This window comes from Paenibacillus sp. FW126-R14 (assembly GCF_058789495.1).
Genome location: NZ_JBYTBS010000001.1, coordinates 103,328 through 118,349 on the forward strand (window position 1 = coordinate 103,328; position 15,022 = coordinate 118,349).

Here is a 15,022-nt window from a genome sequence, read left to right on the forward strand (position 1 = left end):
TGTCCAGAGAATAGGAATGTGATAGCTTAAATTGCCCTGCCCCACCCAATTGAAAGGTTGGGATACCAAATCTACGGACGGACGGGGGCAAAAGGTTATTACCTTTGTACTACCTCTTAATTGTGCGGGGGCAAAACGTGAAGGAGGATTTATTTGATGGAATTGAGACGGATAACAGATCGTGTTTTTTATACTATGTTTAGTAAAGAGTCCGATAGGCCGGTTCTTGGATATATACATGGGCAAAAGTATTCTTTAATGGTGGACTCAGGCAATTCTAAAAATCATGTTGAATTGTTTAATGAAGCTGTACGTAACGAAGGCTTCAGAAAGCCGGAAATAATTGCGATTACGCATTGGCACTGGGATCATACTTTTGGGATGCATGCAGTGGAAGGGGTAACAATAGCACACCAAAAAACGAATGATAAATTAGCAGAAATAGCTAAGTGGGAATAATAATTGCTACTTAGATAAAGACAAATTGCGTTCTCTAATTACAGCGATTGAGGGATTTGATTTTGATACTTGTGTAGTAGGACATGCTGAGCCTGTAAGTAAACAAAAGATTGTTAATATCATGAATTCTCTTCTGGAACGTTAAATATATGATCATTTCGTACAGAAAAACAAGTTATCGCCAACAACCATCAATGACCTTCCTGAGGTCGTCGATGGTTGTTTTCTAGTTAACCATTAATTTTGATGGACACTCGATGTCCCCAAATCCTTGTCTTGGATGGACATGAAAAAAAAGGTAATTTTCACATGATCGTAACAACTATAGCTCTATCTGGTCATGTGGAGAAGGAACTCATTCATTATTATTGGTAAATCAGAAGAAACCAAATCGCTGCTTGCAGAAATGGATCATGGATTCAGAAATTAGGACTAAATCCACAAGATCTCGTGTATCCCGAAATTTATGGAGGTGCGTAATGAGTATGAAGAAATATGCAAGGTTGAACAGATTCGCATTAACGATTTTAAGTGTTTTTGTGGCATGGACACTGGCAGGCTGCGGTTCCAAGATAGACCATAGCTCCATGGAGAATATGACTAAGGAGACAGGCCAAGCCACAACGCCATCTTCCGATGCGCAACCGTATCTGACGTTCACGGATGCTGAGGGACAGAAAGTCGTATCGGCTAAAAAACCAGAACGAATCGTGTTCCTAGCCTCTGAGGCGCTCAATTTGTTCTACCAGCTTGGTGGAAGCGTTGTCGGATATGCAACTTCCCCTGGAACCCCTGTTCCAGAAGCGGCTAAGACGGCTAAGAATGTAGGGCAGGTCGATAGTGCAAGCCTGGAGTTAATTCAAAGTTTAAAGCCTGATATTGTCATTGGACAATGGTTCGCTAATCCCGCGTTAAGAGAGCCTTTCGCATCCAGTAACATTCCGTTTGCTCTCCTGAAAATTACTAATTATGAGGAGCTTCAAAAAGCAGGCCGTTTGTTCGGACAACTGATTGGCAAAGGAGAGGAAGCTGGGGCAACGCTAGATGAATTGGACAACAGGGTTCAGGCTATCGTTAGCAAGCTGCCGAAACAATCACCGACCTATGCACAAGTTACACTTATGGAGTCTATGGGGACATACATTACAAAAGGCGGCAGCATGACGTCTGATATTGCAAATAGACTTAATCTGAAAAATGCAGCTGTCGGGATGACGGGGGAAGTGATACCGGATTACGTTCCATTCAGTCTGGAGAAATTGATTGACATCGATCCAGAATACTTGTTAATAAACTTTCATGGTGATGAAGATATTAACCGAAAAATATTGGAACAAACTATGCAGAGCAACCCTGCCTATAACTCTCTTCGAGCGGTGAAGGAGAACAAGGTATTAATTCTTCCGTCGAAAATCGAAGCTGCGCCTGATTTAGACATCGATAAGCTGTTCGAAAAAATCGCTAAGTTTGTTTATCCCAATGTTTATGGGGCATAAAATCTTAAGCTAATAACAAGGGGGCGCTTTTATGAGGCGCCCTTTATCTTGAAAGGGGCAAGAGGGAGGAGCCGGTATGGCGTATCCCGTAATCTATGAAACAGCGTAAAGAAAGATTGGCGGTCAAGGAACGTATTTCGTGGAAAATGTTCGTCATTAGTCTGTTTCTTGTGCTAGCGGTGATCAGCATCGTTGTCAGCTTAGCCTTCGGAGCAGTGGATGTAAGTCTACCCAACATTATTTCCATTATCCTAGGAAATAAGGGGGCGCACAGTTACACGATTATTTGGAATATAAGACTTCCCAGAACCTTCGTTGCTGCGTTGGTCGGTATGAATCTAGCTCTCTCCGGTGCGCTGCTGCAAGGTGTAATGAGAAATCCGATGGCGGATCCGCAGATTATAGGCGTATCCTCCGGGGCGGGATTGTTTGGAATGGGCCTTCTGCTTGCTTTTCCCGCATACGTCCATTTACTTGTTCCGGCCGCTTTTGTCGGAGCATTGGTTACGGCCCTGTTTGTATATCTATTGGCATGGAATAAAGGAGTCACACCCATACGGATTGTATTGGCGGGGGTTGCTGTCTCTGCATTTTTGAATTCGGCCGTATCGGGCCTGTTCACCTTCTACAGCAACCGCGTGCCGGGCGTTCTCGGTTTTATGGTAGGCACATTGTCGGCTAAAGACTGGGCAGATTTTAGAATGCTTCTACCCTACTCCATCATCGGGGTCATATTGGCAATCATCGGCTCTCAGCGTATGAACATTTTGTTACTGGGAGATGCCGAAGCTAGGTCACTTGGATTAAATACGGAAGCTTATCGGCTATGGTTTGTCGCGATTAGCGCATTGCTGGCCGCAAGCGCTGTAAGCGTCGTTGGATTATTAGGCTTTGTCGGCTTAATTGTGCCTCATGCTGCGCGATTATTAGTGGGGAATGATTATCGGATTTTGTTGCCTTGCTCAGCCTTGCTTGGCATCACGGTTATAACGGCTTCCGACACGCTGGCGCGTGTCGCCTTTGCTCCAATCGAGCTCCCAGTTGGCATCGTCATGGGAGCAATCGGAGCCCCGTTTTTCTTATATTTGCTTAGAAAGAAGAGCAGTCTATGATTATTGAAGCCAAAAATGTAGAGATAAAATATGGAGATAAGACGGTCGTTTCTTCGATCAGCATTCCGTTTGAACAAGGGAAGATTCATAGTATTTTGGGACCTAATGGATGTGGGAAAAGCACATTTTTGAAAGTCATTGCAAGACAGTTGAACATGAATCAGGGAAGCACAACACTATATAACAAAGAGATCAATCAATGGACACGCAAGGAATTGGCAAGGGAAATTGCCTTTTTGATGCAATCACACGAACAAACACCGGAAATTTCGGTACAGAATCTTGTTGCTTACGGAAGATTCCCTCATAAAAAGCCGCTGCAGCGTCTGAACAATGAGGACCAGAAAATCATCGAGTGGGCCCTTGATTTGACGAATTTGAGGCCGCTTGCGACTCGAAATGTGAACAGTCTTTCTGGAGGAGAACGGCAACGCACATGGATCGCAATGGCGCTTGTTCAGCAGCCTAATGTCCTTCTGCTGGACGAACCGACAACCTTTCTGGATATTCACCACCAGCTGGAGATTATTGAGCTGGTCAAGCTGTTGAATGCGGAGCACGGAATGACAATTATTATGGTTCTTCACGATCTTAATCAAGCAGCGATGGTATCCGATCAATTGGTGGTGTTCTCAGAAGGGAAGCTTTATGATAGAGGACATCCTCTTGAAGTCATCCATTCTAAAATGCTCAAAGAGGTCTTTCAGGTGGAAGCTGACATTCAAATCGAGCAACAAAGCGGAAGACCCTATATCAGCTTGATGAAATTAATTAAGTAAGTGATGAGAGTGGAGATGCAGGCCTGGAAAGCACCGTTTGATATAGCGGAGGAAACCGCACATTTCATGGAATTCAATATCAGAATGACGAAAAGCCTCTTTTAGGGGCTTTTTTGGCGTTAAAAGAAATCTCAGTCCTAAATATGGAATTAATTTCATTATTAATTTATACTTATCGTAAGTAAAGCTATGAGAGGAGCACTAAACATGCTGCAACAAATATCAGATTATGTTTTTATGGGCTCGCTAGGTCTTTTGGTGATATTACTTATCGTTTTTCCTTTTGGAAGTGAAGGCAGGTCGAATTATATCAATATTTGGAATTCAACAGGCGCTTTAACCGATTTACAAAGAAATCACGACCACACAAAAATGGTAACCGCGCAACATAAGTGGGTAGTTGGGCTTCTAAAATCATACAGGTTTTGGATTCCAGTTGCTGGAATGATTTCTTCGGTTATACTCTCTAAAATTTAGTGAAGATATTATCTTATGCACGATAGAATATTAAGCAATAGCCACCAATCCAGGTGGTTTTTTATTTGATTTGAAGAGTGGGAGCTGTAACGAAGACGGTCTATACCCTACTCTGGCTTTTTACCGTATAATGAAAAGTATTGAAAAGCGATAACGCCATGAAAAAAAGAGTATCCGATTGGAGGATGAACGATGGGACTGTTTTCATTTATTAAGGGCCAGTTTATCGAAGTTATCGAATGGATTGAAGATACGGATTCGATCGTGTACCATTTTCCGGCATACGACCACGCGATTAAGATGGGGGCGCAGCTGACGGTACGCGAAGGGCAGGCCGCGATCTTCGTAAACGAAGGACAAATCGCCGATGTGTTCGGTCCGGGCAAATACGAGCTGAGCACGCAGAATATGCCGGTGCTGACGGCGCTCAAATCGTGGAAATACGCCTTCAACTCCCCGTTCAAAGCGGATGTGTATTTCGTCAATACGACCAACATCACCGATCAGAAATGGGGTACGACGAACCCGGTCATTATGCGCGACAAGGAATTCGGAATGGTGCGCGCGCGCGGCTTCGGGAATTATTCGTTCAAGGTGAAGGATCCCGCTGTGTTTATGAGGGAAATTTTCGGTTCGCACGAGGATTTCAATCCAGGACAAATATCCGGTTTCTTCAAAACGATGATCGTCTCGGGCGTGAGCGACCTGCTGGCCGAATCGGGCATCCCGATCATCGATCTGGCCATGCATTACGATGAGCTTAGTTCGCAGGTTGGCGCCAAGCTGCAGCCGAATTTTGCGGCGATCGGGCTTGCACTGACCGGCTTCGTGATAGAGAATATTTCCCTGCCCGAAGAGGTCGAGAAGATGGTCGACCGCAGATCGTCGATGAACATCGCCGGGAACCTTGATCAATACATGAAGTATCAAACCGCCGAATCGATCCGCGAAGCGGCCAACAACCCCGGTGGCGGATTGGCCGGAGCTGGGGCGGGACTTGGCGCTGGCATGGCAATGGGGCAAATGATCAACCAGATGATGACCGGATCCGGGCAGCAGCCCATCTCGGCTAATCCTGGCGGAGACGCCAAGGCTCACAATCCGAACCAGGCCCAGACACAGGACGTTCCGGATCAAGACGGCAATACCGAGCTATGCGGTAAATGTAACCATTCGCTAAAGGCGAACGACAAGTTCTGTTCTGAGTGCGGAACCGCCCGCCCTGAGCACCGTTTCTGCCATGAATGCGGCAGCGCGCTGACTCCGGGAGCGAAGTTTTGCTCCAGCTGCGGCACCAAATTGTAAAGGATGATTTAAGATGGGAGCCAATGAGCCAATACCGCCGCAAGATCAGACGGTTACCTTCCCTTGTCCGGGGTGCGGTGGCCAGATGCAGTTCGATACGGCCAGCCAAACGCTGAAATGCCGCTATTGCGGCAGCGAGAAGCCTATCGGAGATGGCGATGAGGAGGAGCCGGAGGAACACGAACTCGATTTCTCCGACGAAGATGACGCTTCTTTGAAGGATTGGGGTACGGAACAGCAGTTGATCAAATGCGGCAACTGCGGAGGCGAAATGCTGCTGCCTGCGAACCAAACCGCAGCCGTGTGCGGGTTCTGCGGATCGCCCAAAGTGCTGCCGCAAGGCAATCCGGGAAGCATTCGTCCGGAATCCGTCATTCCATTCCATATTTCCCGGGACCAAGCCACCAAAGCTTTCAATGCCTGGCGCAAAAAGAGGTGGTTCATCCCGAACGAATTCAAGAAACGGTCCGTCAATTCCAATCTGAACGGCATCTACGTGCCGTTCTGGACGTTCGATACCGATACGGATTCGTCGTATACTGCGGAGGTTGGCGTCTACCACTACCGGCAGGAGACGCGCACCCGCGTCGTCAACGGCAGGACTGAAACGTATACGGAAACGGTTCGTTACACTGTATGGCACTGGACCAAGGGCACATACGGACAATTTTATGACGACGTGCTCATCCCGGCTTCTGGACAATATGACAGCGCACTGCTGCACAAGCTGAATGACTTTAAACTCGACCAGCTTGCCCATTATAAGCCTGAGTATTTGAGCGGGTTTATTGCGGAGCGCTATACCGTCTCCCTTCGGGAGGGCTGGAACCAGGCGAAATCCCATGTGGACGACCAACTGGAAAGCGAGATCCGGAGTGCGATCGGCGGAGACGAAATCCGAAACCTGGACATCCGCACCAGATACTTCGACCGTACCTACAAGCACATATTATTGCCAGTGTGGAATGCGACCTATATGTACAAAAACAAAACGTACCGCTACATGGTGAACGGCGAGACAGGGAGCGTCACTGGCCGCGTGCCGAGAAGCCCTTGGAAGATTACTTTTTTTACTCTGTTCTGTATCGTGATTGTCGTATTTATCTTCTACTTGATCGGCCAACAGCAGTAGAATGCGCGTGATCTGCTGATTTGGGCTCCGACCATTGGTGGTATATATAATAAACATTAGACGTGTGCTGATTCCATGATCGCTGTAAACGATCAATCCAGTCACGTCTTTATGTGCTTCAAATGTCTCTCTGAACGGCAGGATAATTAAGCAAATATATGGAATTTAATGGTGAGAAAATATTTCCGGAGAAGGAGTTTTTTTCATGACCACTGAACTAATCTTATTTGACTTTGATGGTACTCTAGCAGATACGTTACCTTCATCTTTTGCCGCGTTTAAAGCAGTTTTCAAAAAGTACGATGGGCAAGATGTTACCAATGATAGGCTTGTATCCATGTTCGGCCCTACAGAAGATGACATTATTGCGATGAACTTTCAAAATAAAGAGTTAGTTCAAGATGCAATAAAAGAATATTATGATTTATATGGCCAAGGACACTCTGAAATTAACGAGATTAATTCAATTCTAGACCTATTAAGTTTGCTTAAAGAGAATAATAAACAAGTAGCAGTTATTACAGGAAAGAGTAGAAAAGCATTTAATATCTCATCGGAAGCATTAAATATATCGAAATATTTTGATTACGTTGTAACTGGTGATGATGTTGAAAGGGCTAAGCCCGATCCAGAAGGTGTATATAAAGCTATAAAATTCTTTGGGGCAAAAGCAGAGGAAGTAGTGTTTCTAGGTGATAGCAATGCTGATATTATTGCCGGGAAATCTGCGGGGGTTCGGACTTATGCGGTTCAGTGGTTATCTACATATCAAAGCACAGTATTTGACATAAAACCTGATGAGATTTTCTCAAACACAGCTGATTTTATTTCACTTTTAAAATGTGAAGGTTCATTACGCTAATAAGGGAGTCGAATCTACATGCTTCTTATTTTTTGTTCGGATCCGTTGAATAAAAAAGCAGTCGACTTTGAATATGAGAAGGAATACTCCATAGCTAAATCTCTTGGGTTTTCTGTCATGTTGATTAGTCTTGAAGAGTTATTGGAAGGCAATATTGACAAGTCCCTAAGTAAGATTCATGTAGTTGAATCTCAAGAATCAGCTCTATATAGAGGCTGGATGATGAAACCCAAGGACTATGAAAACTTATACATGGGATTACAAAAGAAGAATATAATTCTCATCAACAATCCTGATGCATATAAGAATGGTCACTGGCTTCCCAATTCCTATGATAAGATCAAAGACTTTACCCCTTATAGCAATTGGATTCATATTGAAAACTTGAAGCATGATTTCGATCAAATTTATAGGAATCTGTCTGAGTTTGGAAATAAGCCGATTATTATAAAGGACTATGTGAAATCCAGGAAACATGAATGGAACGAATCATTTTTCATACCTGATGCTTCGGATAGAAGCCAGGCAACCATTGTAATCAAGAATTTCATTGATCGACAAGGTGAAGACATTAATGAAGGGATAGTATTTAGAGAGTTCGTGAATCTTGAAAGAATATCTATGCATACGAAGAGTCAGATACCACTCTCAAAGGAATATAGGTTGTTTTATTTTCAAAGACAATTTCTTTTTCAATTCGATTATTGGGAAGATATTCATTACGATGATGAGAAACCTGACTTAACGATCTTCAATCGTCTTGCTCAGAGTATCGGAAGTAATTTTTTTACGATGGACATCGGAAAGACAAAGGCTGGAGATTGGATAGTTATTGAAATTGGGGATGGGCAAGTATCTGGCTTGCCAATTGATTCAGATATTCTCGGATTTTATAAATCCATTAAAGAGCGTACGGGGTGATAGCATGCCACATATTAGACCAGTTTCGGATTTGCGTAATAATTTTGCTGGAATTTCAAGAGTTGTACACGAAACATCAGAGCCCGTATTTTTGATCAAGAATGGTTATGGAGATATGGTTGTGATGAGTATTGAAGCGTATGAGCGAAAGCAATTTGAAAGTGAAATTTACTTCAAGCTTAAAGAAGCTGAACTTGAAGCCAAGTCTACGGATAAGCGATATTCGCATGAAGAAGTGTTTTTTGAATTAAGGGCAAGGCTTGTCGATAAGGCCAATGGGAAAAATGTTTAAGCCGCGATGATATGGATGAATCCATATTCATGCTTCGGCAATTTCCTTTCTGTTGCAGGGTGTATCAATCCATAGATGATATGTGAGAACTCAAAGGCCGCGACAACGGGCATTAAAACAACTTCAAATCATAAATCAAGGGAGGCACATTGCCTCCCCTTATTTGTTTACAAAGGCAACTTGATATGTTCCACCGGGTGCATTTCTTATGCTGATCCCGAATATCCGAGCTAAACAATTCTACGTAGTAGGATACCATGTCTAGCGTCGCGTGACCGAGTATGCGCTGGAAGGTGAAAGCATCGCCGCCGTTCAAATACCGTATTCATGATATAAAAAGGAATCTTCCCTAATCTTGTCGAAATTTACTAAATAAAGACTCAGTTGAATCTAGCGTGCAGGGGGCGAAGAATTGAATCCGAAATTCAATCATCATAAGTTCGTGGTTAGAAAACAGATCCTTTCGCTGGTTGGAGCTAAAATCGATATTTTCGACATGAATGAAAAGGCAATTCTGTTCTCGAAAATGAAAGCCTTCAAGTTGAAGGAAGATATCCGAATATACGGAGATGAAACAATGCAAGATTGTTTGATCAGCATTCAAGCGCGAAGCATCATTGATTTTTCCGCAATCTTCGAAGTAGTTGATGTTGAAACCGGGAGCAAAATAGGATGTTTGCGACGCAAAGGGGTGAAGTCGATCTTCAAGGATGAATGGGCGATTTTGGACCCCAGTGAATCGGAGATCGGTTTGATCAAGGAAGATAATGTGCTGCTTGCTCTTTTGCGAAGATTTCTGACAAATTTGATTCCTCAGCATTACAATGCGGAGATGAATGGAACCAAGGTCGCAGAGTACAGACAGAATTTCAACCCGTTCGTCCAAAAGCTAAACCTTGATTTCTCCGCAGACCACAACGACAAATTTGATCGCCGCTTGGGCCTCGCCGCCGCGGTGCTGCTGATTGCTGTTGAGGGCAAACAGGGATAGAAAATCTATGATGAGTAAGAGGCGCAAATTTCCATAATGTTGCTCAGGGGAGGAGAAGAGAAATGGCCGAGGTTCTTTTATTTCACCATGCACTCGGACTGACAAAGGGGATTTACACCTTCGCCGACGAGCTTAGAAGGGAGGGGCACACTGTACACGTTCCTGACCTTTTTGACGGTCACTTGTTTAGCACGATCGAGGAGGGCATGGCCTATGTCAAGGAGATTGGGTTCGAAGAGATAGTGGAGCGAGGTACACGTGCGGCTAGTGAACTTCCGCATGAGATTGTCTATGCGGGGTTTTCGCTCGGTGTAGTGGCGGCCCAGAAGCTCGCCCAGACCCTTAAAGGCGCTCGTGGCGCGTTGTTCTTTTACTCCTGCGTTCCGACCTCGATGTTCGGATCTCCCTGGCCAGCGGATCTGCCCGTGCAGATTCACGGCATGGACGCAGATCCCTATTTCGTTGACGAGGGCGACATTGAGGCGGCACGCGAGCTCGTGGCGTCGGCCAAACATGCTGATCTTTTTTTGTACCCAGGCGATCAACATTTCTTCGCAGACAGCAGTTTGTCGTCGTATGACGCTGACGCGACGGCGTTGCTGTTGCAGCGTGTGCTTGAATTCCTCCGGCATTTGGATGATTGAGCGTAACAATAATTATGAAGGCAGCCGAGCAGATGATCGGGTGCTTTTTTCAAATTTCGGACAGACCAGTGAATACGTGCTATTTTAAAAAAATAAGGAATAACATCTTTACAAAAAGCGGTGATCCATCTGAATATGAATATCCCGAACAAAATACATATTATAGGCTCAGTTGGGAGCGGGAAAACCACACTTGCTAGACATTTATCTCGTATGTACAGCGTTCCTTACTATGAATTAGATAACGTAGTTTGGATAAGGCATGAATCTGAAGATATTAGAAGATCTGACGAAGAAAGGGATGAGTACTTAGACAATATAATCCGTACGGACCGTTGGATTATAGAAGGAGCTCATAGCCATGATTGGGTTTTCAAAAGCTTCCAGAATGCAGATTTAATCATATTCTTGGACACACCGTACGCGTTAAGATTAATTAGGATTACTAGAAGATTTCTCTTGCAAAAACTAGGGATTGAAAAAGCGAACTATAAACTAACATTTAATATTTTTATGAGGATGTTCGCATGGAATGCCGGATTTGAAAAACATAGTAAACCGATGATTTTGAAAATGCTCCATCAGGATAACATAAAGTCTTTGATTTTGAAGGATAGCAGTATGATTGACCGATACTTTGCATGAGTAGAGCACAAATGGAATAATCCGCTTCATCCAAAAACAACTTCAAACGGGGTGTGAAATGATATATTTTGAAACATCGCGATTGCAATTTCGTGACTGGGAAGAATCAGACTTAGAGCCACTTAGGAAATTAAATGAAGATGAACATGTCATGAGGTATTTTCCTAAAACCTTATCGACTGAAGAAACAAATAGATTTTATCAATCCATTATAGAGGAATTTAAGGAATGCGGTTTTGGGTTATATGCTGTCGAAGTAAAGGAAACTAGAGACTTTATAGGGTTTATAGGATTTCACAGAGCAGCATTTGAGTCTGACTTCACGCCATGTATCGAAATTGGCTGGCGACTGAAAAAAGAGGCATGGGGAGTAGGGTATGCAACTGAGGGGGCAACAGCCTGTTTACAATATGGATTTAACAACTTGGGTTTTAATGATGTTTATAGCTTTACAGCTCATGTTAATGCTCCTTCAAAAAACGTCATGATAAAAATTGGGATGAATTTTGTTAAAATTTTCCATCATCCGAGAATTGAGAAAGATAGTCCTTTAAGCAAACATGTTCTATTTCATAAACAGCAACAACAATTCCGCTAACGGGAGCGGTAGTAATATGGCACCGGGCCGCCAGCAAGAACGGCGGCCTTTTCATTTACCGGGCAGATCTCTATCTATTCCTCAACCTCAAAGATGGAATCAACGATAATCGGAAGATTGTCTCTTACTGATACAGCACCAAACACAGAACGAGCATGAATACCCTTTTCGGCGAAAACATCCAACATTAAATCAGAACAACCATTCAACACCTTGTGATGCTCCTCAAAAGTGGGCTCTGCATTTACAAAACCTTGAAGTTTAACCACTCTTTTGACTTTTTCCAAAGAACCTAATGCTGATTTCAGTACAGCAAGAATCTCAATCCCTGTTTGGCGAGCGAACTCATAGCCTTCTTCTGTTGTAAAATCCTTACCTAGTTTACCTTTTGGGTTGCCAGTTGGTCCTTTGCCAGATACAAATAACAGTCCGTTAACTTTTACGAAGTTTGCGTACTTCGCCTGTGGCGCGCTTGCCTCAGGTAATACGATTCCTAATGTGTCTAGTCTACTAGCGATAGATTGCTCAGACATTTTCATCTCCCCCAATCGTGTAATACAATAATAGAAAATTGGTAGAATTATACATGCTGCTTTAGAAAACGTCAACATCATAAAACGAGCGAATTGCTACGGGAGAGGAATTGACATTTCAAGATCCTTTAAATAAGTTCTCGGTACCAGATCTTGTGCAATTATGCTGAGCTTTTGTTTCGGTTCTAAGGGTGGAAACTCCCTAACAAACATGTCATTGCCAGACTCGATGGTGCGTTCACCAACCATTTCCAATTCTCCCCTATTTTCCGCAAGTAATCGAAATGCAGCATTATCGTGATCAGATCGCTGTTCACCCAGTGTTCGATAATAAACAAGGGTTTTATCAGATAAAAATGAAATGCCAGTCAACTCCAAGCTGCCCAGATTCCCGCGCTGGACAACGAATGGACTTTCTTGTGTCGGGGTATGATCTACCGGGATTACCGTTGTTTTTCTTGGAGGATCGAAAGGAAGCGAATAGGGACGAATCGTCAATGAGTTGGGTAGTTTGCCCGTGACGCTTGAGGATATTTTCCATTTGTATATGGTTGTTTGATCTTCCTTTCTGGCGTATTTCGTACCACTATTGATTAGCTCTAGGGAGCGTCCGTTCTCATCAGTGACTTCCATGTCGATATAGTTCTCCGAAGGTTCATTTCCCTCCATATCAACACTTGTTTCACCGATAAAATCAATGAACGAATCTGAAAAATTTATTCTCTGTAATGTGAATTGCACATGCTTCTGGCGAGCAGTTTTCATTAGCTCCAGCGTATGAATTCCTTCTTTGAGCATCCCTATAGGACTGTTAAATGAAAAAAACCAGTTTCCTTCTTTGTTGACGATGTCTCCGTTCGCTAGCGTATAACCAACTTTGCCGATCGTTATGTTCAATTCAAACTGTTCCGACAGTCCTTTCAATAATCGATCGTCGGCATAGGTTTGAATAACTCCAGCATATTGATGATCATTAATCAGCTTCCCATATACTGCGATTGCTGAAATTCTTCGATCATTTATAATGAATTCAATATCGTATGGGCTCATATCGTTTTTGACGCTTTGGTCTGTTTCCATTATATAGCTGGCGGTTAGATCATAGCCGTCGTAGTGAACCTCAGAGATTGTAATCTTGACATCACCGTCCTTAACCGATTGCTGAACTTCAGATGTCACACCTCCTAGATCAGGATGTTTTTCACTGAAAAAACCAATCATTTGAAAGGCAGATTTGAAAATAGAAGATTGAGCCATAATCGGTATCATTGGGGTCGAAATAAGTAAAACTACAAACAATACGAAACCAACAGCCGTAATCAAAAAACCATATTTAAGCTTACTTTGAACTGTTTTTCGAATCAACATCGGCTGTTTTGTAAATGTTTGCTCCCATATTCGGTTAAAAGATGTAGTTGGAACCTCATGATCTAGTTTTTTATTCAGAGTTCTTTTAATAGTAGTATTAAGCTCATCCATATGACAATTAACCTCCAAATCTGCTAGATGGTTTCATTGTGTACTCACATTCCGGAAATTTCTTTCTCAACGACTTTAAAGCAGTATTTAGCCTGGATTTACAAGTACCAATCGGTATATTTAGGATTTCTGCTATCTCTGTGAATTTCAAATCAAGATAATAATGGAGATAAATAACTTCTCTACTTTTAAAAGATAAGGAAGAAACCTCGTCCCACAATTGTTCGTTTACCTCATCTTTTACGATCATCTCTTCCAAGGATTCATTCTTATGTTGCCTGTTCCACAGGGTTGTCCAATGTCGTTTGCGTAGTGCCTTTCTAACCGTATTTAGTGTAATTTTGTAAATCCAAGGTTGTATAGGTCTTGTAGAATCATATTGGTGATACACCTGGAAAACTTGAATAAAGGTATCTTGCATAATATCTTCTGACAAGGTTCTGGATTTGGTTAGGAATAAAGCTAATCTGTACACGTAAGCGGATTGTTCCTCAAATATCTTTTCGGCCTCTTCCCGAGAAATGTTCACTTCATATCACCCCCTCAGAATTCTACTACTGTATATATCCCAAAAAGATAAAAAAGGTTCGATCCGCCGAAATAAAAAGAACGACATAAGATATAGGAGGGAATCAAAACTCGATAACGAATATTTAAAAATCGTAATTGAACAATGATTAGAATGTTCGAAAGTTGGAGGTAAAAGCAATGCATATTGGGGTAGATTTAGATAATACAGTTCTAGATGCCACTTCGTCTTATTTGCATTTTTACAATAAGGCTTCTGGTTTATCGTATAGCCCTAAAGATGTTAATGATTTTTACTTTTACCGGTTATATGGGTGGGATCATGCAGAACGTGAAAAAGTTTATCACCAACATGGTCATGATATTCATTGGAACTCATCCCCTTTCCTTCATGCAGTAGAAGTATTACAGGAATTATCTCTTTGTCATCAAATATCCATTATTACTGCTCGTCCTTTGCTTTTTCGAGATGTTACTATTGATTGGCTTAAATATCATGGGGTTAGGTATAACCGTATAGCTTTCACAGAGAATAAGCTCCAGGAGTGTATAAACTCTGAGGTTAGTGTTTTAGTAGATGATGCTCCCCATTATGCCAAAGAATTTGCCGATAAGAATATTCCAGTTATTTTGTTTGAACAGCCGTATAATACGTCTGTGAACATCGATATGGTCTATCGTGCGTCTAATTGGTTAGAGGTAAGCAGACATATCAGCGCCCTAGAAGTGTCATTACGCTCGCTCGAAGAACACTAGTTTAATACAGCAG

The 15,022-nt window shown here is 42.7% G+C and carries 18 protein-coding genes; 15 read left to right on the plus strand and 3 right to left on the minus strand.

The annotated features are described in order from the left end of the window. Positions 1-156: 156 nt before the first annotated feature. The 14 genes from AC3WRW_RS00380 to AC3WRW_RS00445 all read left to right on the plus strand — a co-directional run bounded on the left by AC3WRW_RS00380 (position 157) and on the right by AC3WRW_RS00445 (position 11,713). Complete coding sequence (locus AC3WRW_RS00380) at positions 157-459, plus strand: MBL fold metallo-hydrolase (RefSeq protein WP_492543891.1); 303 nt, start codon at positions 157-159, stop codon at positions 457-459. Between the two features lie 479 nt (positions 460-938). After that, positions 939-1,955: an ABC transporter substrate-binding protein gene (locus tag AC3WRW_RS00385; RefSeq protein ID WP_492543893.1), complete on the plus strand. Its 1,017-nt coding sequence runs from the start codon at positions 939-941 to the stop codon at positions 1,953-1,955. Between the two features lie 95 nt (positions 1,956-2,050). Next, positions 2,051-3,067 (plus strand): FecCD family ABC transporter permease, encoded by a 1,017-nt coding sequence (locus AC3WRW_RS00390; protein ID WP_492543895.1) that lies wholly within the window; start codon positions 2,051-2,053, stop codon positions 3,065-3,067. Further along, positions 3,064-3,846 (plus strand): ABC transporter ATP-binding protein, encoded by a 783-nt coding sequence (locus AC3WRW_RS00395; RefSeq protein WP_492543897.1) that lies wholly within the window; start codon positions 3,064-3,066, stop codon positions 3,844-3,846. The genes AC3WRW_RS00390 and AC3WRW_RS00395 overlap by 4 nt, the downstream gene beginning before the upstream one ends. A gap of 207 nt (positions 3,847-4,053) precedes the next feature. Further along, positions 4,054-4,323, plus strand: a complete 270-nt coding sequence (locus AC3WRW_RS00400) for a hypothetical protein (protein WP_492543899.1) — start codon at positions 4,054-4,056, stop codon at positions 4,321-4,323. Between the two features lie 192 nt (positions 4,324-4,515). Next, positions 4,516-5,628: an SPFH domain-containing protein gene (locus AC3WRW_RS00405; protein ID WP_492543901.1), complete on the plus strand. Its 1,113-nt coding sequence runs from the start codon at positions 4,516-4,518 to the stop codon at positions 5,626-5,628. A gap of 13 nt (positions 5,629-5,641) precedes the next feature. Beyond that, a complete protein-coding gene (locus AC3WRW_RS00410; RefSeq protein ID WP_492543903.1) occupies positions 5,642-6,760 on the plus strand; it encodes a hypothetical protein in 1,119 nt (372 codons plus the stop codon). A 205-nt stretch (positions 6,761-6,965) separates the two neighbouring features. After that, positions 6,966-7,622 carry an HAD family hydrolase gene (locus AC3WRW_RS00415; RefSeq protein ID WP_492543905.1) on the plus strand — a complete coding sequence of 219 codons (657 nt, stop codon included), beginning with the start codon at positions 6,966-6,968 and terminating at the stop codon, positions 7,620-7,622. An 18-nt stretch (positions 7,623-7,640) separates the two neighbouring features. Next, complete coding sequence (locus tag AC3WRW_RS00420) at positions 7,641-8,543, plus strand: ATP-grasp domain-containing protein (RefSeq protein ID WP_492543907.1); 903 nt, start codon at positions 7,641-7,643, stop codon at positions 8,541-8,543. 4 nt (positions 8,544-8,547) lie between these two features. Continuing rightward, on the plus strand, positions 8,548-8,835 hold the full coding sequence (locus AC3WRW_RS00425) for a type II toxin-antitoxin system Phd/YefM family antitoxin (RefSeq protein WP_492543909.1): 288 nt from the start codon (positions 8,548-8,550) through the stop codon (positions 8,833-8,835). A 412-nt stretch (positions 8,836-9,247) separates the two neighbouring features. Then, the gene (locus tag AC3WRW_RS00430) at positions 9,248-9,826 is read left to right on the plus strand and encodes a hypothetical protein (RefSeq protein ID WP_492543911.1); all 579 of its coding nucleotides are present in this window, start codon (positions 9,248-9,250) and stop codon (positions 9,824-9,826) included. A 62-nt stretch (positions 9,827-9,888) separates the two neighbouring features. Continuing rightward, positions 9,889-10,470 (plus strand): dienelactone hydrolase family protein, encoded by a 582-nt coding sequence (locus AC3WRW_RS00435; RefSeq protein WP_492543913.1) that lies wholly within the window; start codon positions 9,889-9,891, stop codon positions 10,468-10,470. Positions 10,471-10,605: 135 nt separating this feature from the next. Then, positions 10,606-11,115, plus strand: coding sequence for an AAA family ATPase (locus AC3WRW_RS00440; protein WP_492543915.1), 510 nt, complete (start codon positions 10,606-10,608; stop codon positions 11,113-11,115). Positions 11,116-11,173: 58 nt separating this feature from the next. Next, positions 11,174-11,713 (plus strand): GNAT family N-acetyltransferase, encoded by a 540-nt coding sequence (locus AC3WRW_RS00445; protein ID WP_492543916.1) that lies wholly within the window; start codon positions 11,174-11,176, stop codon positions 11,711-11,713. Between the two features lie 74 nt (positions 11,714-11,787). On the opposite strand, the gene AC3WRW_RS00450 is transcribed toward AC3WRW_RS00445, so the two are convergent. From AC3WRW_RS00450 to AC3WRW_RS00460, 3 genes are all read right to left on the minus strand, one after another. Next, positions 11,788-12,246: a RidA family protein gene (locus AC3WRW_RS00450; protein WP_492543918.1), complete on the minus strand. Its 459-nt coding sequence runs from the start codon at positions 12,244-12,246 to the stop codon at positions 11,788-11,790. A 96-nt stretch (positions 12,247-12,342) separates the two neighbouring features. Further along, a complete protein-coding gene (locus AC3WRW_RS00455; RefSeq protein ID WP_492543920.1) occupies positions 12,343-13,725 on the minus strand; it encodes a DUF4179 domain-containing protein in 1,383 nt (460 codons plus the stop codon). A 7-nt stretch (positions 13,726-13,732) separates the two neighbouring features. Next, on the minus strand, positions 13,733-14,254 hold the full coding sequence (locus AC3WRW_RS00460; protein ID WP_492543922.1) for an RNA polymerase sigma factor: 522 nt from the start codon (positions 14,252-14,254) through the stop codon (positions 13,733-13,735). A gap of 179 nt (positions 14,255-14,433) precedes the next feature. Between AC3WRW_RS00460 and AC3WRW_RS00465 the strand changes: the two genes are divergently transcribed. Next, a complete protein-coding gene (locus AC3WRW_RS00465; protein WP_492543924.1) occupies positions 14,434-15,009 on the plus strand; it encodes a 5' nucleotidase, NT5C type in 576 nt (191 codons plus the stop codon). The last annotated feature ends 13 nt before the right edge of the window (positions 15,010-15,022 follow it).